Consider the following 20,696-nt stretch of genomic DNA (forward strand, 5'->3'; position numbering starts at 1 on the left):
TTATGAAGCAAACGATAAAAGATATTAAAGACCACTTAGCCACCTTACACTCAGTTAATGAAATCCAGCTTCAACCATTTTATAAAGATGACCGTAAAGGTGTCCAAAAAGCCATAGCAACACGAATCAAGCAACTAGATAAGGAACAACAATTATTAAATCAATATCAAGCTATGACTTTTTATGAAAATCAAATATTAGCAAATGATGGAAATGCGGTGATTTGTGGTATCGATGAAGTAGGCAGAGGCCCACTCGCAGGACCAGTTGTTGCATGTGCGGTGATATTAAATCATGATCATCACTTTACAGGCCTTAATGATTCGAAGCAACTGACCGCCAAAAAAAGAAAAGTATTAGAGTGCCAATTATTAGATGAATTACATGCTTATGCATTCGGCTATGCCACTGTAGAAGAAATTGATGAAATCAACATTTATGAAGCGACAAAATTAGCTATGAAACGTGCGATCAACGGATTGCCTGTTCAGCCAACCCATTTACTCATTGATGCGATGACACTAGAAACAGATATCGATCAAACATCACTTGTGAAAGGTGATGCTAAAAGTGTATCAATTGCTGCAGCAAGTGTCCTAGCTAAAGAAAATAGGGACAGATATATGACACAGCTTGCACAAAAGTTTCCGGAGTATGGGTTTGAAAAAAACGTTGGTTACGGAACTCAACAACATTTAGATGCAATTAAAAATCACGGCATTTTAAATGCCCACAGAAAAACATTTCAACCAATTAAATCGCTTTATAAATAATCTAAAAATTAAAAGAATTGAAATAAGTAGTTTAAATCAGTTTACAATAGCGCTTTCATTTCCTATAATTAAATATGAACTTAACCTAAGAAACAGGAGGATGGAGAATGAATATCCACGAGTATCAAGGTAAAGCAATATTTCGTTCAATGGGCGTTGCTGTCCCAGAAGGACGTGTAGCATTTACTGTTGAAGAAGCAGTTGAAAAGGCAAAAGAATTAGATTCAAATGTATATGTTGTAAAAGCGCAAATTCACGCCGGGGGTAGAGGTAATGCAGGCGGCGTTAAAATTGCAAAATCACTATCTGAAGTGGAAACATATGCGAAAGAATTATTAGGTAAAACATTAGTAACACATCAAACAGGGCCAGAAGGTAAAGAAATTAAGCGCCTTTACATAGAAGAAGGCTGCGACATTCAAAAAGAATATTATGTTGGATTTGTAATCGATCGTGCAACTGACAGAGTAACTTTGATGGCATCAGAAGAAGGCGGTACTGAAATCGAAAAGGTTGCTGCAGAGACACCGGAAAAAATCTTCAAAGAAACAATCGATCCAGTTGTTGGATTAGCGCCTTATCAAGCAAGAAGAATTGCTTTCAATATTAATATTCCTAAAGAATCAATTAATAAAGCAGCTAAATTTTTAGTATCACTTTATAATGTATTTATTGAAAAAGATTGTTCAATTGTTGAAATCAACCCACTTGTAACTACAGGTGATGGACAAGTACTTGCATTAGATGCAAAACTTAATTTTGATGATAATGCGTTATTTAAACATAAAGATATCCAAGAATTACGCGATTTAGAAGAAGAAGATCCAAAAGAAATCGAAGCTTCTAAATATGATTTATCATACATTGCATTAGATGGCGACATTGGTTGTATGGTAAATGGTGCTGGTCTAGCAATGGCGACAATGGATACAATTAATCACTTTGGTGGTAATCCAGCGAACTTCCTTGACGTAGGGGGCGGTGCAACGAAAGAAAAAGTTACTGAAGCGTTTAAAATCATATTAGGTGATGAAAACGTAAAAGGTATCTTTGTTAATATCTTTGGTGGTATTATGAAATGCGATATCATTGCTGAAGGTATTGTTGCTGCAGTTAAAGAAGTTGAACTAACTTTACCGTTAGTTGTACGTTTAGAAGGTACAAATGTTGAAAGAGGTAAAGAAATTCTGAATGAATCAGGATTAGCTATTGAACCAGCTGCAACAATGGCAGAAGGCGCACAAAAAATCGTAAAACTTGTAAAAGAAGCGTAAGGAAAGGATGGGAACGCTAAGATGAGCGTAATGATAGATAAAAATACAAAAGTAATTGTACAAGGTATCACAGGGTCTACTGCACTTTTCCATACAAAACAAATGCTTGAATATGGTACGCAAATTGTTGCAGGGGTAACTCCAGGTAAAGGTGGACAAGTAGTAGAAGGCGTACCAGTTTTCAATACTGTTGAAGAAGCTAAAGAAGAAACTGGTGCAACTGTTTCAGTAATCTATGTACCTGCTCCATTTGCAGCAGATGCTATTTTAGAATGTATTGAAGCTGAGTTAGATTTAGCTATATGTATCACGGAGCATATTCCAGTTATCGATATGGTTAAAGTAAAACGTTATTCAGAAGGCAAGAAAACACGTGTGATTGGACCAAACTGTCCAGGTGTTATTACTGCAGATGAATGTAAGATTGGTATCATGCCTGGTTATATACACAAAAAAGGCCATGTGGGCGTCGTTTCACGTTCAGGTACATTAACTTATGAAGCTGTACATCAGTTGACTGAAGAAGGCATTGGTCAAACTACTGCAGTAGGTATCGGAGGAGATCCAGTTAACGGTACTAACTTTATTGATGTATTAAAACAATTTAATGAAGATGATGAAACGAAAGCAGTTGTTATGATTGGTGAAATCGGTGGTACTGCTGAAGAAGAAGCTGCCGAATGGATTAAAGCTAACATGAATAAACCTGTTGTAGGTTTCGTTGGTGGACAAACAGCTCCTCCAGGAAAACGTATGGGTCATGCTGGCGCAATTGTTTCTGGCGGTAAAGGTACAGCAGAAGAGAAAATTAAAACACTAAACAGTTGTGGTGTGAAAACTGCTGATACACCATCAGAAATTGGCACAACATTAATTGATGCTGCAAAAGAAGCTGGTATCTATGAACAGTTACTTACTATTAAATAAAGCAATTTAATAATAGAATAGCTTAAAAATGAGCACAAACTCCTAAAATATGTTGGAGTTTGTGCTATTTTCAGTGTTTGAATTTTGTATGGTGTTGAAGTAGTGTGGGGTACGTATTTAAATTTCTTCTTAAAACTAGATTACAAATACAGTCTAAATGAATTTAATTTGTAAACAAACTTTATATCGTTTTACTTTATAATTATTTTATAAAGGAGTACGATATATGAACATAGATTATTTATTTTTAAAATTGCGTTTTTCAGGATTGTCCACACATCAAATACATCGATTGCTGAAATATAAGAATGATTTTATGTTTTACAATAAACACGAGCAGCAAGCAATATTACAACTATATTTATCAACAATTAAATCTAAAAAGAAAGATCAAATATATCAAGATTTTGTAAACAATCCCATTGATGCCATTCTTATTCAATTACATAAATGGAACATTAATTTTATTGGTATTAACCATCCATCATATCCGAAATTGCTTCGCGAAATACATGATCCTCCACTTATACTTTTTTATAAAGGAGATATCACGTTAACAACGCGTGATCAAACCCTTGCAATCGTTGGATCTAGACATGCTACTCGATATACAGGGGATGCATTGAAATTCCTTTTCCCTTCATTTAAAAAGAAAGATCTAACCATAGTCTCTGGATTAGCAGAAGGTGCAGACCAAGCAGCACATCAACATGCATTAGACAATCAAATGTCAGCGATTGCGGTGTTAGGATTTGGCCATCTTAATCATTATCCCAAATCAACGCAAAATATTAGAAATCAACTTGAGCGCACTGGCTTAGTCATAAGTGAATATTTACCATATCAAAAGCCGCTTAAACATCATTTTCCAGAAAGAAATAGATTAATTAGTGGTTTATCAAAAGGGGTTTTGATTACAGAATCTACAATTAAAAGTGGTACTTCTATTACGACTAATTGTGCATTAGAACAAAATAGAGAAGTATATGTTTTGCCAGGTTCGATGTTCAATGATATGACAATGGGGAACTTAATAAGTGCGCAAGAAGGGGCGAAAATTGTTATATCTGCGAAAGACATCATAGATGATTTTAACTAAAATTTAGATCAATGTATTTATTTGAACAATTGTTTTATAGTTGAAAAAGATGTGTATAAACAGTGTCTTTTCCTTTATTTAATTCTAAATACACCTTTGATTAAATAAATTTAAAATTAAAAACATTGACAAAAACAAAATAGACCGTTTATCATTTATCTTTGTAATTAGAAATGCAAGGGGGTAACTACTTTGGCAGAAAATTTAGTCATAGTTGAATCGCCTGCAAAAGCTAAAACCATTGAAAAATATTTAGGTAAAAAATATAAAGTTATCGCATCTATGGGGCATGTAAGAGATTTGCCAAGAAGCCAAATGGGCGTAGATGTAGAAAATGACTATGAACCCAAATATATTACTATACGCGGTAAGGGCCCTGTTGTTAAGGAATTAAAAAAACATGCTAAGAAAGCAAAAAATATATTCTTAGCAAGTGACCCCGACCGTGAAGGTGAGGCAATTGCTTGGCATTTAGCGAATATATTGAATTTAGAAGACGCTACTGAAAATAGAGTAGTATTTAATGAAATAACCAAAGATGCAGTGAAACAAAGTTTTAAACATCCTAGAGGCATAGAAATGGAACTTGTGGATGCACAACAGGCTAGAAGAATTTTAGACCGTTTAGTTGGTTATAATATTTCTCCTGTTTTATGGAAGAAAGTTAAAAAAGGACTTTCTGCTGGTCGCGTACAATCTGTCGCATTAAGATTAGTCATTGATCGTGAAAATGAAATTAGAAATTTTAAACCAGAAGAATATTGGAAAATAGAAGGAGAATTCAGATATAAAAAATCTAAATTTAGTGCTAAATTCTTACATTATAAAAACAAGCCATACAAATTAACTAATAAAAATGATGTTGAGACGATTACGTCACAGCTTGATGGGGATCAATTTGAAGTTACAAAGGTAACAAAAAAAGAAAAGACGCGTTATCCTGCCAATCCATTTACGACTTCAACACTTCAACAAGAAGCTGCAAGAAAATTGAATTTCAAAGCGCGTAAAACAATGATGCTTGCTCAACAATTATATGAAGGTATTGACTTGAAAAGACAAGGTACAGTTGGTTTAATCACTTATATGCGTACAGATTCTACTAGAATTTCTGAACAAGCTAAAAGTGAAGCCAAGGATTATATTAAAGACACTTATGGTAATGAATATACTTCGAATCGTAAATCTAAAGGTCAAGGAGATCAAGATGCACACGAAGCTATAAGACCATCAAGTACTTTACGTACACCTAGCGAAATGAAAAATTATTTAACTAGAGATCAACATAGACTGTATAAATTAATTTGGGAGCGTTTTGTAGCAAGTCAAATGGCACCTGCTATTTTAGATACAGTAGCATTAGATTTAACACAAAATGATTTGAAATTCAGAGCAAATGGGCAAACAATTAAATTCAAAGGTTTTATGACTTTATACGTTGAAACAAAAGATGATGGAGATGAAGGTAAAGAAAATAAATTACCTAATATCAATGAAGGTGAAATGGTTACAGCAACCAATATTGAACCTTCACAACATTTCACTCAACCTCCACCACGTTATACAGAAGCAAGATTGGTAAAAACCTTAGAAGAAATGAAAATTGGTCGTCCTTCAACTTATGCACCGACAATTGATACTATACAAAAAAGGAACTATGTTAAAAATGAAAGTAAACGGTTTGTTCCTACCGAATTAGGCGAAATTGTTCATGAACAAGTAAAAGAATATTTCCCAGAAATTATAGATGTAGATTTTACAGTTAATATGGAGACATTACTCGATAAAGTTGCAGAAGGTGAAATTGCTTGGAAAAAAGTTATTTCAGATTTCTATAATAGTTTTAAGCAAGATGTTGAACGTGCAGAGGAAGAAATGGAAAAAATAGAAATTAAAGATGAACCTGCAGGAGAAGATTGTGAAGTTTGCGGTGCACCAATGGTTATAAAAATGGGTCGATATGGTAAATTTATGGCATGTTCAAACTTCCCTGATTGTAGAAACACTAAAGCAATCGTCAAAACAATTGGTGTGACTTGCCCTAAATGTAAAGAGGGCGATGTCGTTGAACGTAAGTCTAAGAAAAATCGTATCTTCTATGGTTGTTCTAAATATCCCGAATGTGATTTTGTAACTTGGGATAAACCTATTGGACGTGATTGTCCAAAATGTGAACATTATTTAGTTGAGAAAAAACAAGGACGTAAAAGTCAGGTTGTTTGCTCAAATTGTGATTACAAAGAAGAAGAACAAAAATAACAAATATATAAATTGATTATTAGAAAAGGAAACTGTATTTTTTAATAATATTTAGCAACTTACGATTCATATTTATAATGTAGAGATATGTTATTTAGCTTATAAAATAGTGTCGTAGTTGCTATTTTTTTGTATAGGAGGATATATATGACTCAAATTGTCAATGTTGTAGGGGCTGGCTTAGCTGGCTCAGAAGCCGCTTATCAATTAGCGCAAAGAGGTATTCATGTAAATTTAATTGAAATGAGGCCAGTTAAACAAACGCCGGCACATCATACAGATAAATTTGCTGAATTAGTTTGTTCCAATTCATTACGTGGCAATGCGCTTACGAATGCCGTGGGTGTATTGAAAGAAGAAATGCGTCGAATGGATTCATTGGTTATAACTGCAGCAGACAAAGCGCGTGTTCCTGCTGGTGGTGCGTTAGCTGTAGATAGACATGATTTTGCAGGGTATATTACTGAAACATTGAAAAACCATCCGAATGTAACTGTAATTAATGAAGAAATTAACACTATACCTGATGGATATACAATCATTGCTACTGGTCCATTAACAACAGATCAATTAGCTCAAGAAATTGTTGACGCAACAGGTAAAGATCAACTATATTTTTATGATGCTGCAGCACCGATTATTGAAAAAGATAGTATTGATATGAATAAAGTTTATTTAAAGTCACGTTATGATAAAGGTGAAGCTGCTTATTTAAATTGTCCGATGACGGAAAAAGAGTTTAACAGATTTTATGATGCTTTATTAGAAGCAGAGGTCGCACCAGTGAATGAATTTGAAAAAGAAAAATATTTCGAAGGTTGTATGCCATTTGAAGTAATGGCAGCACGTGGACGTAAAACGTTATTGTTTGGTCCGATGAAACCAGTTGGCTTAGAAGATCCCAAGACTGGCGAAATACCATATGCAGTTGTACAGTTACGTCAAGACGATGCTGCTGGTACTTTGTATAATTTAGTAGGGTTTCAAACACATCTAAAGTGGGGTGCACAAAAAGAAGTACTTAGATTGATACCAGGTTTAGAGAATGTTGAAATTGTTCGATACGGTGTCATGCATAGAAACACATTTATTAACTCCCCTGATGTACTCACTGAAACTTATGAATTAAAAGGAAGAGAATCTCTTCATTTTGCTGGTCAAATGACTGGTGTAGAAGGTTATGTAGAAAGTGCAGCAAGCGGCTTGATTGCTGGTATCAACGTAGCTCATAAAGTTGAAAATAAAGGAAGGGTTATTTTCCCTAGAGAAACGATGTTGGGTAGCATGGCTTATTATATTGCTCATGCGAAAAATGAAAAAAACTTCCAGCCGATGAATGCCAATTTTGGTTTGCTACCGGATTTAGATGAAAAAATTAAAGATAAAAAAATAAGATATGAACAACTTGCTCATAGAGCTTTGACATATTTGGACAACTTTAAAGAAACATTATGATGTTAATATAGTGAAATATTGATTCAGAAAATTAAAAAAAGTTTTTCTCAATTTAATAGTTATGTTTCGCAGTTCCCTCTATCGATATGCTACAATTTATATCGATGGAGGGGTTTTTATTGGAAGAAATCCAACAAGCTTATTTATACATGCTTAAAGTAGAACGACATTTTTCTGAACATACATTGAAATCATATCATGATGATTTAGAGCAATTTAATGATTTTTTAAATCAAGAGCATTTAAGCTTAGCTAATTTTGAATATAAAGATGCTAGAAATTACCTAAGTTTTTTATATTCAAAAAACTTGAAAAGAACATCGGTTTCTCGTAAAATTTCTACGCTGAGAAGTTTTTATGAGTATTGGATGGTACAAGACGAAAGTGTCATAAATCCATTTATACAATTAGTTCATCCGAAAAAAGAACAATATTTACCGCACTTTTTTTATGAAGAAGAAATGGAAGCATTATTTAAAACAGTAGATAAAGATTTAAAAAAAGGATTAAGAGATCGTGTTATTTTGGAGCTTTTATATGCTACTGGTATCAGGGTATCAGAGTTAGTAAATATCAAAGAGCAAGATTTGGATATGAATTTACCAGGTGTTAAAGTTTTAGGTAAGGGTGGTAAAGAAAGGTTTATCCCTTTCGGTGAATTTTGTAAACAAAGCATTGAACATTACTTAGAAGCATTTAGTCCTAAAAAAGGTACCGAACACGACTATTTGTTAGTTAACATGAACGGTGCGCCTATCACTGAGCGTGGCATTCGTTATGTGTTAAATGATGTAGTGAAACGAACTGCAGGTGTAACAGATATACATCCGCATAAATTAAGACATACATTTGCTACACATATGTTAAATCAGGGTGCTGACTTAAGAACAGTGCAATCATTACTAGGACATGTCAATTTATCGACGACAGGTCGTTATACACATGTTACGAATGATCAATTAAAAAAAGTATATTTAAATGCACATCCTCGTGCAAAAAAGGAGAATTAAAATATGAGTACATCTATTCATGCGACAACTATTTACGCAGTACAACATAATGGACATTCGGCAATGGCTGGTGACGGACAAGTAACACTTGGCGAACAAGTTATTATGAAAAAAACCGCTAGAAAAGTTCGACGCTTATATAATGATAAAGTGTTAGCTGGATTCGCAGGTAGTGTGGCAGATGCTTTTACACTATTTGAAAAGTTCGAGACAAAATTACAACAGTTTAGCGGTAATTTAGAAAGAGCCGCTGTTGAGTTAGCGCAAGAATGGAGAGGCGATAAACAGTTAAGACAGCTAGAAGCGATGCTTATTGTGATGGATAAAGATTCAATACTAGTCGTAAGTGGTACTGGAGAAGTGATTGCGCCAGATGATGATTTAATTGCAATTGGATCCGGTGGCAATTATGCCTTAAGTGCAGGTAGAGCATTAAAACGTCATGCTACTGATTTAAGTGCGCGTGAGATGGCATATGAAAGTTTAAAGGTTGCCTCTGATATTTGCGTGTTTACGAATGACCAAATCGTTGTGGAAGAACTTTAAAAAACTTATATTTTAAAATATGTTGTAATAACAAAAAGTAAAAATTTATGAAATAAATGTATAATAAATAATGGATTTTTGAAGAAAATAAAGTAACGGAGGTATTTCTCATATGGAGTCGAATGGTATTAAATTAACGCCAAAAGATATCGTTTCAAAACTTAACGAATATATAGTTGGTCAAGATGACGCTAAACGCAAGGTAGCAGTAGCATTAAGAAATAGATATAGACGAAGCCTACTTTCTGACGAAGAGAAACAAGAAATTGCACCGAAAAACATTTTAATGATTGGACCAACTGGCGTAGGGAAAACTGAAATTGCGCGACGCATGGCTAAAGTGGTTGGTGCGCCTTTTATTAAAGTAGAAGCTACGAAATTCACAGAAGTAGGTTACGTTGGGCGTGACGTTGAAAGTATGGTTAGAGACTTAGTTGATATTGCTGTTAGATTGGTAAAAGAGCAAAAGAAAGCGTTAGTTGAAGATGAAGCGCGAAGTAAAGCAAACGAAAAATTAGTTAAACTTTTAGTTCCAAGCATGAAGAAGAAAGCGAATAGCACTAACAGTAACAACCCTTTAGAATCTCTTTTTGGCGGAGCAATACCTAATTTTGGTCAAAATAATGAGGACGATGATGAAGAAACGCCAACTGAAGAAATCAAAACAAAGCGTTCTGAAATCAAACAACAATTATTAAATGGTTCACTTGAAGAAGAAAAAGTGAGATTAAAAGTCGAACAGGACCCAGGTGCTTTAGGTATGTTAGGTACAAATCAAAACCAACAAATGCAAGATATGATGAACCAACTAATGCCTAAGAAAAAAGTGGAAAGAGAAGTCCCTGTCAAAACTGCTCGAAATATTTTGACTGATGAATATGCGGATGAACTGATTGACCAAGAAACTGCCAATCAAGAGGCTATTGAGCTAGCCGAACAAATGGGAATTATTTTTATTGACGAAATAGATAAAGTGGCTACTAACAATCAAAATTCAGGTCAAGATGTTTCACGACAAGGTGTACAAAGAGATATTTTACCTATACTTGAAGGTAGCATGGTTCAAACTAAATATGGTACTGTTAATACTGAACATATGCTATTCATTGGTGCTGGTGCATTCCATGTTTCAAAACCAAGTGATTTAATACCTGAATTACAAGGTCGTTTCCCAATTCGTGTTGAATTAGAAAGCCTTTCTGTGGAAGACTTTGTAAGCATTTTAACTGAACCCAAATTATCATTGATTAAACAGTATGAAGCGCTACTCCAAACGGAACAAGTAACGGTGAATTTCACCGAAGAAGCGATTAAACGTTTGGCAGAGATTGCCTTTCAAGTTAACCAAGATACAGATAATATTGGTGCGCGTAGATTGCATACAATACTTGAAAAAATGTTAGAAGATTTATCGTTCGAAGCACCGAGCATGCCACATGCCGTTGTAGATATCACACCTCAATATGTTGATGATAAGTTGAAATCAATTTCAACAAATAAAGATTTAAGTGCATTTATTTTATAATATAAACAAAAAGGAGAAGTAATATGAGCTTATTATCAAAAACAAGAGAATTAAATACACTTTTGCAAAAGCACAAAGGAATCGCTGTAGACTTTAAAGACGTCGCACAAACGATAAGTAGTGTAACAGTGACAAATGTTTTCATTGTGTCAAGAAAAGGTAAAATTTTAGGATCAAGTTTAAATGAATTGTTAAAAAATGAACGTATTATTCAAATGCTAGAAAATAGACACATACCTGTGGAATATACAGATAAGTTAATGGATGTAAAAGAAACAGAATCCAATATTGGAATCGAAAGTGATCTTTCAGTTTTCCCACCTGAAAACGAAGATGTATTTAAAGATAGTAAGTCAACTATCTTTCCAATATTAGGTGGCGGAGAAAGACTAGGTACGTTAGTGCTAGGACGTGTACAAGACGACTTTTCTGAAAATGATCTTGTTTTAGGTGAGTATGCGGCTACAGTTATTGGTATGGAAATTCTGCGTGAAAAACATAATGAAGTTGAACAAGAAGCTAGAGATAAAGCTGCGATTAATATGGCAATCAATTCATTATCATACTCAGAAAGTGAAGCGATTGAACATATTTTTGAAGAATTAGGTGGTAAAGAAGGCTTGTTGATTGCTTCTAAAGTAGCTGACAGGGTTGGAATTACACGTTCTGTGATTGTTAATGCATTGCGTAAGTTAGAAAGCGCAGGAGTTATTGAATCACGTTCATTAGGTATGAAAGGTACGTTTATTAAAGTTAAAAAAGAAAAATTCTTAGATGAATTAGATAGAATAAAATAAAATGTAGAATCACTTTTAAATGTGATTGCTATATACGCTTTCATATCATTTAGTATATCCATGCGTTATGCGTTTATTTAGTGAATATGTAAAAAATAAATACAATATCATTTTATAATGGAAACTGCTTACTATATAAAGTGTTACAGTGATATTTGAATTGATAAAAATATGACTTGAATCTTCACTATTATAAATGAGAAATTATAAGCTGAACTATTGCTTTATATGTATGAATATGATATATTTATTCACGGCTATTAAGCCAATACGCACATAGAGAGCGGAAGTATAAAGGGTGCGATAAATTTTTATCGTGTTTATATGAGCTTTTTATGGAGGTAAAAAACCAATAGGAGGATTTTATTTATGGCAGTAATTTCAATGAAACAATTACTAGAAGCAGGTGTTCACTTCGGTCACCAAACACGCCGTTGGAACCCAAAAATGAAAAGATACATCTTCACTGAAAGAAACGGTATCTACATTATCGACTTACAAAAAACAGTGAAGAAAGTAGAAGAAGCTTACAACTTTATAAAACAAATTTCAGAAGATGGCGGAAAAGTTTTATTTGTTGGTACGAAAAAACAAGCACAAGAATCAGTGAAAGCTGAAGCTGAACGTGCTGGTCAATTCTACGTTAACCAAAGATGGTTAGGTGGTATTTTAACTAACTATAAAACAATTTCAAAACGTATCAAACGTATTTCTGAAATTGAAAAAATGGAAGAAGATGGCTTATTCGAAGTATTACCTAAAAAAGAAGTAGTAGAACTAAGAAAAGAATATGACCGTTTAATTAAATTCTTAGGCGGAATTCGTGATATGAAATCTATGCCTCAAGCATTATTTGTAGTTGACCCTCGTAAAGAGCGCAACGCAATTGCTGAAGCACGTAAATTACACATCCCAATCGTTGGTATTGTGGATACTAACTGTGATCCAGATGAGATCGATTATGTTATCCCTGCAAACGATGATGCTATCCGTGCCGTTAAGTTATTAACAGGTAAAATGGCAGATGCAATCTTAGAAGGTCAACAAGGTGTATCAAATGAAGAAGTAGCGGCTGAACAAAACATTGATTTAAATGAATCAAAAGAAGAAGCTACTGAAGCAGAAACAACTGAAGAAAACACTTCTGTTGAATCAAACTAAGAATAATGTAAAATGGGTGATAAGATATTTAAGCTTATCACCTTTTTTTAAAATAAATATATTAAAATTCATTAAATAATGGAGGAATATGAAATGGCAATTTCAGCTAAACTTGTAAAAGAATTACGTGAAAAAACTGGCGCTGGTATGATGGACTGTAAAAAAGCGTTGACAGAAACTGATGGTGATATTGATAAAGCTATTGATTACCTACGTGAAAAAGGTATTGCGAAAGCAGCTAAAAAAGCTGACCGTATCGCTGCAGAAGGACTAGTACATGTAGAAGAAAAAGGAAATGAAGCGGCAATCGTAGAAATTAATTCAGAAACTGACTTCGTAGCACGTAACGAAGGTTTCCAAGAATTAGTGAAAGAAATTGCTACACAAGTGTTAGAGAGTAAAGCTGATACTGTTGAAGCTTTATTAGAATCTGAATTAGCTGACGGTAAAACTGTAGACCAACGCATGAAAGAAGCAATCTCTACAATCGGAGAAAAATTAAGTATCCGTCGTTTTGCTGTTAGAACAAAATCAGATAATGATGCATTTGGTTCATATTTACACATGGGTGGACGTATCGGTGTATTAACAGTTGTTGAAGGTACTACTGATAGCGATGCTGCTAAAGATGTAGCTATGCATATTGCTGCGATTAACCCTAAATATGTTTCATCTGAACAAGTAAGTGAAGATGAAATTGCTCATGAAAAAGAAGTATTGAAACAACAAGCTTTAAACGAAGGCAAACCAGAAAAAATTGTTGAAAAAATGGTTGAAGGTCGTTTACGTAAATATTTACAAGAAATTTGTGCAGTTGACCAAAACTTTGTTAAAGATCCTGATCAAACAGTTGAAGCTTTCTTAAAATCAAAAGGTGGAAAACTAGTTGACTTCGTACGTTATGAAGTAGGCGAAGGTATGGAAAAACGTGAAGAAAACTTTGCTGACGAAGTAAAAGGACAAATGAAATAATATTTCATAGTTTGAACAAGAAAGAAGACACCTTTTTGTGCTCCGTATGAAAGACTTACTTTTATATTGGAAGTTCTACTGTGTCTTCTTTACTTGTATCAAATACATATTTTCACAATAGAGAGGATAAGACAATGGCTCAAACTTCTAAATATAAACGTGTCGTTTTAAAATTAAGTGGTGAAGCACTAGCAGGTGAAGATGGATTCGGGATAAATCCCATAATTATTAAAAGTGTTGCTCAACAAGTAGCTGAGGTAACAAAAATGGATTGTGAAATTGCAGTGATTGTTGGCGGAGGTAATATCTGGAGAGGTAAAACCGGTAGTGATCTAGGTATGGATCGTGGTACAGCAGATTATATGGGCATGCTAGCTACAGTTATGAATGCTTTAGCACTACAAGACAGTTTGGAACAATTAGAGTGTGATACACGTGTATTAACTTCTATAGAGATGAAACAAGTTGCAGAACCTTATATTCGTCGTCGCGCAATTAGACACTTAGAGAAAAAGCGTGTTGTTATATTTGCTGCTGGCATAGGTAATCCATACTTCTCAACTGACACAACTGCAGCTTTACGTGCTGCTGAAGTTGAAGCAGATGTTATCTTAATGGGCAAAAATAATGTTGATGGTGTCTATTCTGCAGATCCTAAAAAAGATGAAAATGCGGTTAAATATGAACATTTAACACATATTCAAATGTTACAAGAAGGCTTACAAGTCATGGACTCAACAGCATCTTCTTTCTGTATGGATAACAATATCCCGTTGAATGTATTCTCTATCACAGAAGAAGGAAATATTAAACGCGCTGTTATGGGTGAAAAAATAGGAACATTAATTACAAAATAATTTAGAGGTGTATAAAATGAGTGACATAATTAATGACACGAAAACAAAGATGAAAAAATCAATTGATAGTCTTTCAAGAGAGTTAGCTAATATTAGTGCTGGTAGAGCAAATTCAAACCTTTTAAACGGTGTTACTGTTGATTATTATGGAGCACCAACACCTATTCAACAATTAGCGAGTATCAATGTACCAGAAGCTCGTCTTTTAGTCATTTCACCATACGACAAAACATCAGTGGCTAATATTGAAAAAGCAATTAATGCAGCAAACTTAGGCGTAAACCCATCTAGTGATGGTGAGGTCATTCGTATAAGTGTGCCTGCATTAACAGAAGAACGTCGTAAAGAGCTTGTAAAAGAAGTTAAAAAAATTGGTGAAGATTCTAAAGTTGCAGTTAGAAACGTACGCCGTGATTCGAATGACGAACTTAAAAAGCAAGAGAAAAACGGTGACATCACTGAAGATGACTTAAGAACTCAAACGAATGAAGTACAAAAAATAACTGACGATTCTATAAATGACATTGATAAATTATTAGAAGAAAAAGAACAAGATATTATGTCAGTATAAACATGGTAATTATGATATGTTTTTTGTGAGTAAATACTCAACATTAAGTTGTTTGGTATTGAAAATGAAGCATATTATAAATTTATCTGAACTGTATCAAATCAGACTTTGGTACAGTTTTTTTATTTGTTTATTCATTGCGCTTATCTAGTATGATAAAATGATAGATAATTGCATTTAGAAGCTAATTTAATAAGCAGAGATGATAACGCTCGGAGGAAATACCATGTTTAAAAAGCTAAACAAGAAAAAAAACCAGCCTAATGCATCCAACAATGAGTTGGATCTACATAATGTACCTAATCATATAGCAATTATTATGGATGGCAATGGACGCTGGGCTAAACAAAGAAAATTGCCTAGAATCAAAGGCCATTATGAAGGTATGCAAACGATTAAAAAAATAACTAAAGAAGCTAGTGATTTAGGTATTAAATATTTAACGTTGTATGCATTTTCAACTGAAAATTGGACAAGACCTAAAAATGAAGTCAATTATATCATGAATTTGCCGGTTAACTTTTTAAAAACCTTTTTACCTGAATTAATAGAAAATAATGTTAAAGTAGAAACGATTGGTTTTTTAAATGATTTACCAACTGCAACACTTGAAGCGATTAATAAGGCAAAAGAACAGACCAAAGCAAACACAGGTTTAAAATTGATTTTTGCAATTAACTATGGCGGACGTGCTGAAATTGTCCATAGTGTAAAATCAATTTATGAAAAATTATCTTCAGAAGGCTTATCCAGTGATCATATTACAGAGCAATTGATTAACGAACATTTAATGACCCACGATTATCCTGATCCAGACCTTTTAATTAGAACCTCAGGTGAGCAACGAATTAGTAACTTTCTTATCTGGCAAGTGTCTTACAGTGAATTTATATTCAATGAAAAATTTTGGCCAGATTTTGACAAAGAAGAATTAATAAACTGTATTAAAATTTATCAATCTCGTCAAAGACGTTTTGGGGGATTATAAATAGTTAGGAGAATAGTATGAAAGTTAGAACTTTAACAGCAATAATAGCACTTATTGTTTTTCTACCTGTATTGTTAAAGGGTGGCCTTGTACTAATGCTTTTTTCTTATTTATTAGCATTTATAGGTCTCAAAGAATTGTTGAATATGAATATGATAAAGTTCCTATCCATCCCAGGAATTATAAGTGCATTAGGAATATTAATTATTATGATACCGCAAGAAGCAGGTACATGGGTAAACGATTTACAATTAAAATCTTTAATAGCAATGAGTTTTATTTTACTCAGTTATACAGTACTTTCTAAAAATAGATTTAGTTTTATGGATGCTGCCTTTTGTTTAATGTCTATAGCTTATGTAGGGATAGGCTTCATGTATCTATATGAAACTAGATCAGAAGGATTACATTACATACTTTTAGCTTTCTTAATTGTGTGGTCTACAGATACTGGCGCATATATTTTTGGTAGATTAATAGGTAAACATAAATTATGGCCTGTAATCAGTCCCAATAAAACAATTGAAGGATTTATTGGTGGTATTATTTGTAGTTTGATAGTTCCGCTTGTAATGATGATGTTTATAGATTTTGATATTGCAATATGGTTACTACTGTTATGTACGGTTATTTTAAGTATGTTTGGTCAGTTAGGAGACTTAGTAGAGTCAGGCTTTAAACGTCATTTTGGTGTGAAGGATTCTGGACGCATTTTACCTGGTCACGGTGGTATATTAGATCGATTTGATAGTTTTATGTTTGTCTTACCATTATTAAACATATTCTTAATATAAGTGATTTTAAGGTAAACGAAGTGCAAATAAAATTGTATAATTGAACAATAAAAGGAGTTATGAATTTAAATGTCGATGAGAAATCAAATGAAACATTTAAGTTTTTAACTCCTTTTCATAAGTTTTTAAAATATGTTACAGAGAAATTAAGTGTTAAGTCATGATAATTTTTTCTACTGCATAAAGTTACGTGTATCAGCTAGTATTGTTATGTTATAATTTTATAATCAAAAGCATTAAAATAGCTTATATATTATAGCAATATAAAAAATAATGGAACAATCTTACGGAAAATATGAGGTGTATCAATTTGAGTTTTCTAGTGACAATTATTTCTTTTATAATCGTATTTGGTGTTCTTGTAACAGTTCATGAATACGGTCATATGTTTTTTGCAAAAAGAGCTGGCATTATGTGTCCAGAATTTGCAATTGGAATGGGGCCAAAAATTTTTAGTTTCAGAAAAAATGAAACTTTATATACCATTCGTTTATTGCCTGTTGGAGGATATGTAAGAATGGCAGGTGACGGGTTGGAGGAACCACCCGTTCAACCAGGTATGCATGTAAAGATAAAATTAAATGATAAAGATGAAATCACACATATCATTTTAGATGATCAACATAAGTTCCAACAAATTGAAGCAATGGAAGTTAAACAATGTGATTTTAAAGAAGATTTATACATTGAAGGTGTAACTGCATATGATCAGCAAAGACATCATTATCAAATTGCTGACAAAGCCTATTTTGTTGAGAATGGTAGTTTAATTCAAATAGCTCCCAAAAACCGACAATTCACACACAAAAAGCCTTATCAAAAATTCTTAACACTGTTTGCTGGCCCATTATTTAACTTTTTACTTACATTAGTATTATTTATTGGCTTAGCTTATTATCAAGGTACACCAACAAATACAGTTGATAAAGTGGCGCAAGATAGCCCAGCAGCACACGCAGGTTTAAAAACAGGTGATACTATCGTGAAAATTGCTGACAAATCTATCAATAGTAAATCTGATATAGATCAAGCAATATCACAGGTTAAAGACAAAAAGACACAAATTAAAGTAGAACGAGATGGTAAAACAGAAACCTTGCAAGTAAAACCAAAAAAATATGAACAAAAAGTAACTAAAACACATTCAGAAACTAAATATTTGTTAGGTTATACTGCTTCTACTGAACATACGGTATTTAAACCGATTACTGAAGGCGTAAAGCAAACAATTGTAGCTGGAAAACTGATATTTACCGCGATTTTAAGCATGATTGCGAGCATTTTCACCGGTCAATTTTCATTTGATATGTTAAATGGTCCAGTCGGTATCTATCATACAGTTGACTCTGTTGTTAAAACAGGTATTATTAATTTGATTTCTTGGACAGCTTTACTAAGCGTCAATTTAGGTTTAATGAATTTATTACCAGTCCCAGCACTTGATGGCGGACGAATCTTATTTGTAATTTATGAAGCGATTTTCAGAAAACCATTAAACAAAAAAGCAGAAACGACAATTATTGCAATTGGTGCAGTATTTGTATTAATTGTAATGGTCTTAGTGACGTGGAATGACATTCAACGTTATTTCTTATAAAAGGAGAGCATGTAAATGAAACAATCTAAAGTATTTATACCAACGATGAAAGAGGTACCTGCAGCAGCTGAAGCTTTGAGTCATAGACTTTTGTTAAAAGCAGGATTAATCAAACAAAGTACGAGTGGTATTTATAGCTATTTACCGTTAGCTGCTAAAGTTTTGAATAACATTGAAAGTATTGTAAGACAAGAAATGGAACGTATCGACGCTGTGGAAATTTTAATGCCAGCGTTACAAAAAGCAGAACTATGGGAAGAATCCGGTCGTTGGAGTGCATATGGTCCAGAATTGATGCGTTTGAAAGACAGACATGGTCGTGAGTTTGCACTTGGACCAACACATGAAGAACTTATAACATCTGTAATCAGAGATGAACTTAAATCATATAAACAATTACCACTTACTTTATTCCAAATACAATCTAAATTTAGAGATGAAAAACGCCCGCGCTTTGGATTGTTACGTGGTCGTGAATTTATTATGAAAGATGCATATTCATTTCATGCTGATGAGGCTTCATTAGATGAAACATACCAAGATATGTATCACGCATATGATCGCATATTTAAACGTGTCGGAATAAATGCGCGACCAGTAGTTGCAGATTCAGGTGCTATTGGTGGCAGTCATACACATGAATTTATGGCTTTAAGTGAAATTGGTGAAGACACAATAGTTTATAGTGAAAATAGTGATTATGCAGCTAATATTGAAAAAGCTGAGGTTGTATATCATCCCAATGAAAAGCATGATGAGATAGCGTCATTAACAAAAATAGAAACACCTCAAGTACATACAGCACAAGCATTAGCAACATTTTTAGATAAACCACTGGATGAAATTACAAAATCCATGGTATTTAATGTTGATGGTGAATTTATTATGGTACTTGTACGTGGTCACCATGAAATTAATGATGTGAAATTAAAAGCATTCTTTGGTACGGATCACATCGAATTAGCTACAGAAGATGAAATTAAAAATTTATTAGGTGCATCTCCTGGTTCACTTGGTCCTATTTTCGATAAAAATATCAAAGTATATGCTGATAATTTTATAAAAGATTTAAATAATATTGTTGTAGGTGCTAATGAAGATGGTTACCATTTATTGAATGCAAACGTAGGGCGTGACTTTGAAATCGAAGCTTATGGAGACTTTAGATTTATTTTAGAAGGAGAGCCTTTAGCTGATGGATCAGGTGATGCTAAATTTGCCGAAGGAATTGAAGTTGGGCAAGTATTTAAACTTGGTACTAAATATTCTGAAGCAATGAATGCAACATTCCTGGATAATCAAGGTAAAGCTAAACCTTTATTAATGGGATGTTATGGTATAGGTATTTCTAGGACTTTAAGTGCGATTGTTGAGCAAAATAATGATGAAAATGGTATTATATGGCCTAAATCAGTAACGCCATTTGATTTACATTTAATTACAATCAATCCTAAAAAAGAAGAACAACGTGAATTGGCTGATCAATTATATAAACAATTAAAAGAAACATATGATGTACTTTATGATGACCGTAAAGAACGTGCAGGTGTTAAATTTAATGATGCCGATTTAATAGGATTACCAATTAGAGTAGTAGTTGGTAAAAATGCTGCTGAAGGTATCGTAGAAGTTAAACGACGTGATACAGGTGAAAGTGAAGATGTTCAAATTGATAACTTAAATAGTTATATTAATGACTTATACCTAAGTATATAAGTCAACAGTCAACTTAAAAAAGTGATTGCTCTCATATACGTTGCTAAAATTAAGATGTAAGTTAAAGCATTAATACGCATATACTTTATATAAATGCATATCATTGCTAAAAGTATTAGATGAATCTTTTAGTTCAACCTGTACTTTAATGTTTGATCACCTTTAATTAGTGAGCGGGAAAGCGAAATCGAATGAATCATGTTTGATTTCATTCCCGCTCTTATTTATGATTAGAAACCATATTGTAAAAATAGTAAAGTTTAAGTATTAGAAATTAAAGGTTTTACGTTATAAGATAGATAATGTACAAAATACATACGCGACAGTTAAAGAAATTATATGAATTAGTAACGTAGTGTAATTAATAGTAAGGTG

Annotated in this window: 18 protein-coding genes; all 18 read left to right on the forward strand. The window is 33.3% G+C overall.

All coding sequences use genetic code 11. The features are described 5' to 3' along the window. Nucleotides 1-2: 2 nt before the first annotated feature. The 18 genes from KA883_RS09040 to KA883_RS09125 all read left to right on the forward strand — a co-directional run bounded on the left by KA883_RS09040 (nt 3) and on the right by KA883_RS09125 (nt 20,321). Nucleotides 3-773: a ribonuclease HII gene (locus KA883_RS09040; RefSeq protein WP_046208648.1), complete on the forward strand. Its 771-nt coding sequence runs from the start codon at nt 3-5 to the stop codon at nt 771-773. A gap of 107 nt (nt 774-880) precedes the next feature. Continuing rightward, the gene (gene sucC, locus KA883_RS09045; protein WP_046208647.1) at nt 881-2,047 is read left to right on the forward strand and encodes an ADP-forming succinate--CoA ligase subunit beta; all 1,167 of its coding nucleotides are present in this window, start codon (nt 881-883) and stop codon (nt 2,045-2,047) included. Nucleotides 2,048-2,068: 21 nt separating this feature from the next. After that, a complete protein-coding gene (sucD, locus tag KA883_RS09050; RefSeq protein ID WP_046208646.1) occupies nt 2,069-2,974 on the forward strand; it encodes a succinate--CoA ligase subunit alpha in 906 nt (301 codons plus the stop codon). A gap of 226 nt (nt 2,975-3,200) precedes the next feature. Then, a complete protein-coding gene (dprA, locus tag KA883_RS09055; protein WP_046208645.1) occupies nt 3,201-4,073 on the forward strand; it encodes a DNA-processing protein DprA in 873 nt (290 codons plus the stop codon). A 192-nt stretch (nt 4,074-4,265) separates the two neighbouring features. Next, nucleotides 4,266-6,332: a type I DNA topoisomerase gene (topA, locus tag KA883_RS09060; RefSeq protein WP_046208644.1), complete on the forward strand. Its 2,067-nt coding sequence runs from the start codon at nt 4,266-4,268 to the stop codon at nt 6,330-6,332. Nucleotides 6,333-6,479: 147 nt separating this feature from the next. Then, nucleotides 6,480-7,787, forward strand: a complete 1,308-nt coding sequence (gene trmFO / locus KA883_RS09065) for an FADH(2)-oxidizing methylenetetrahydrofolate--tRNA-(uracil(54)-C(5))-methyltransferase TrmFO (protein WP_046208643.1) — start codon at nt 6,480-6,482, stop codon at nt 7,785-7,787. A 119-nt stretch (nt 7,788-7,906) separates the two neighbouring features. After that, nucleotides 7,907-8,797: a tyrosine recombinase XerC gene (gene xerC / locus KA883_RS09070; RefSeq protein WP_046208642.1), complete on the forward strand. Its 891-nt coding sequence runs from the start codon at nt 7,907-7,909 to the stop codon at nt 8,795-8,797. Between the two features lie 3 nt (nt 8,798-8,800). Next, entirely contained in the window at nt 8,801-9,343 is a 543-nt protein-coding gene (gene hslV / locus KA883_RS09075; RefSeq protein ID WP_046208641.1) for an ATP-dependent protease subunit HslV, read from the forward strand. Nucleotides 9,344-9,455: 112 nt separating this feature from the next. Continuing rightward, nucleotides 9,456-10,868, forward strand: coding sequence for an ATP-dependent protease ATPase subunit HslU (gene hslU, locus KA883_RS09080; RefSeq protein WP_046208640.1), 1,413 nt, complete (start codon nt 9,456-9,458; stop codon nt 10,866-10,868). 23 nt (nt 10,869-10,891) lie between these two features. Beyond that, nucleotides 10,892-11,665 carry a GTP-sensing pleiotropic transcriptional regulator CodY gene (codY, locus tag KA883_RS09085; RefSeq protein ID WP_046208639.1) on the forward strand — a complete coding sequence of 258 codons (774 nt, stop codon included), beginning with the start codon at nt 10,892-10,894 and terminating at the stop codon, nt 11,663-11,665. 369 nt (nt 11,666-12,034) lie between these two features. Next, nucleotides 12,035-12,826, forward strand: a complete 792-nt coding sequence (gene rpsB, locus KA883_RS09090) for a 30S ribosomal protein S2 (RefSeq protein ID WP_040030607.1) — start codon at nt 12,035-12,037, stop codon at nt 12,824-12,826. A gap of 93 nt (nt 12,827-12,919) precedes the next feature. Beyond that, nucleotides 12,920-13,798: a translation elongation factor Ts gene (tsf, locus tag KA883_RS09095; RefSeq protein WP_046208638.1), complete on the forward strand. Its 879-nt coding sequence runs from the start codon at nt 12,920-12,922 to the stop codon at nt 13,796-13,798. 134 nt (nt 13,799-13,932) lie between these two features. Then, nucleotides 13,933-14,655: a UMP kinase gene (gene pyrH, locus KA883_RS09100; RefSeq protein ID WP_046208637.1), complete on the forward strand. Its 723-nt coding sequence runs from the start codon at nt 13,933-13,935 to the stop codon at nt 14,653-14,655. Nucleotides 14,656-14,671: 16 nt separating this feature from the next. Further along, on the forward strand, nt 14,672-15,226 hold the full coding sequence (frr, locus tag KA883_RS09105; protein WP_046208636.1) for a ribosome recycling factor: 555 nt from the start codon (nt 14,672-14,674) through the stop codon (nt 15,224-15,226). 226 nt (nt 15,227-15,452) lie between these two features. Further along, nucleotides 15,453-16,214: an isoprenyl transferase gene (locus KA883_RS09110; RefSeq protein ID WP_046208635.1), complete on the forward strand. Its 762-nt coding sequence runs from the start codon at nt 15,453-15,455 to the stop codon at nt 16,212-16,214. A gap of 17 nt (nt 16,215-16,231) precedes the next feature. Beyond that, nucleotides 16,232-17,008, forward strand: coding sequence for a phosphatidate cytidylyltransferase (locus tag KA883_RS09115; RefSeq protein WP_046208634.1), 777 nt, complete (start codon nt 16,232-16,234; stop codon nt 17,006-17,008). A gap of 310 nt (nt 17,009-17,318) precedes the next feature. Next, nucleotides 17,319-18,605, forward strand: coding sequence for an RIP metalloprotease RseP (gene rseP / locus KA883_RS09120; RefSeq protein WP_046208633.1), 1,287 nt, complete (start codon nt 17,319-17,321; stop codon nt 18,603-18,605). A 15-nt stretch (nt 18,606-18,620) separates the two neighbouring features. Next, on the forward strand, nt 18,621-20,321 hold the full coding sequence (locus KA883_RS09125) for a proline--tRNA ligase (RefSeq protein WP_046208632.1): 1,701 nt from the start codon (nt 18,621-18,623) through the stop codon (nt 20,319-20,321). Nucleotides 20,322-20,696: the final 375 nt, after the last annotated feature.

Origin of the sequence: Staphylococcus sp. GDY8P54P (assembly GCF_017892645.1) — a bacterium.
Taxonomy (GTDB): domain Bacteria; phylum Bacillota; class Bacilli; order Staphylococcales; family Staphylococcaceae; genus Staphylococcus; species Staphylococcus ureilyticus.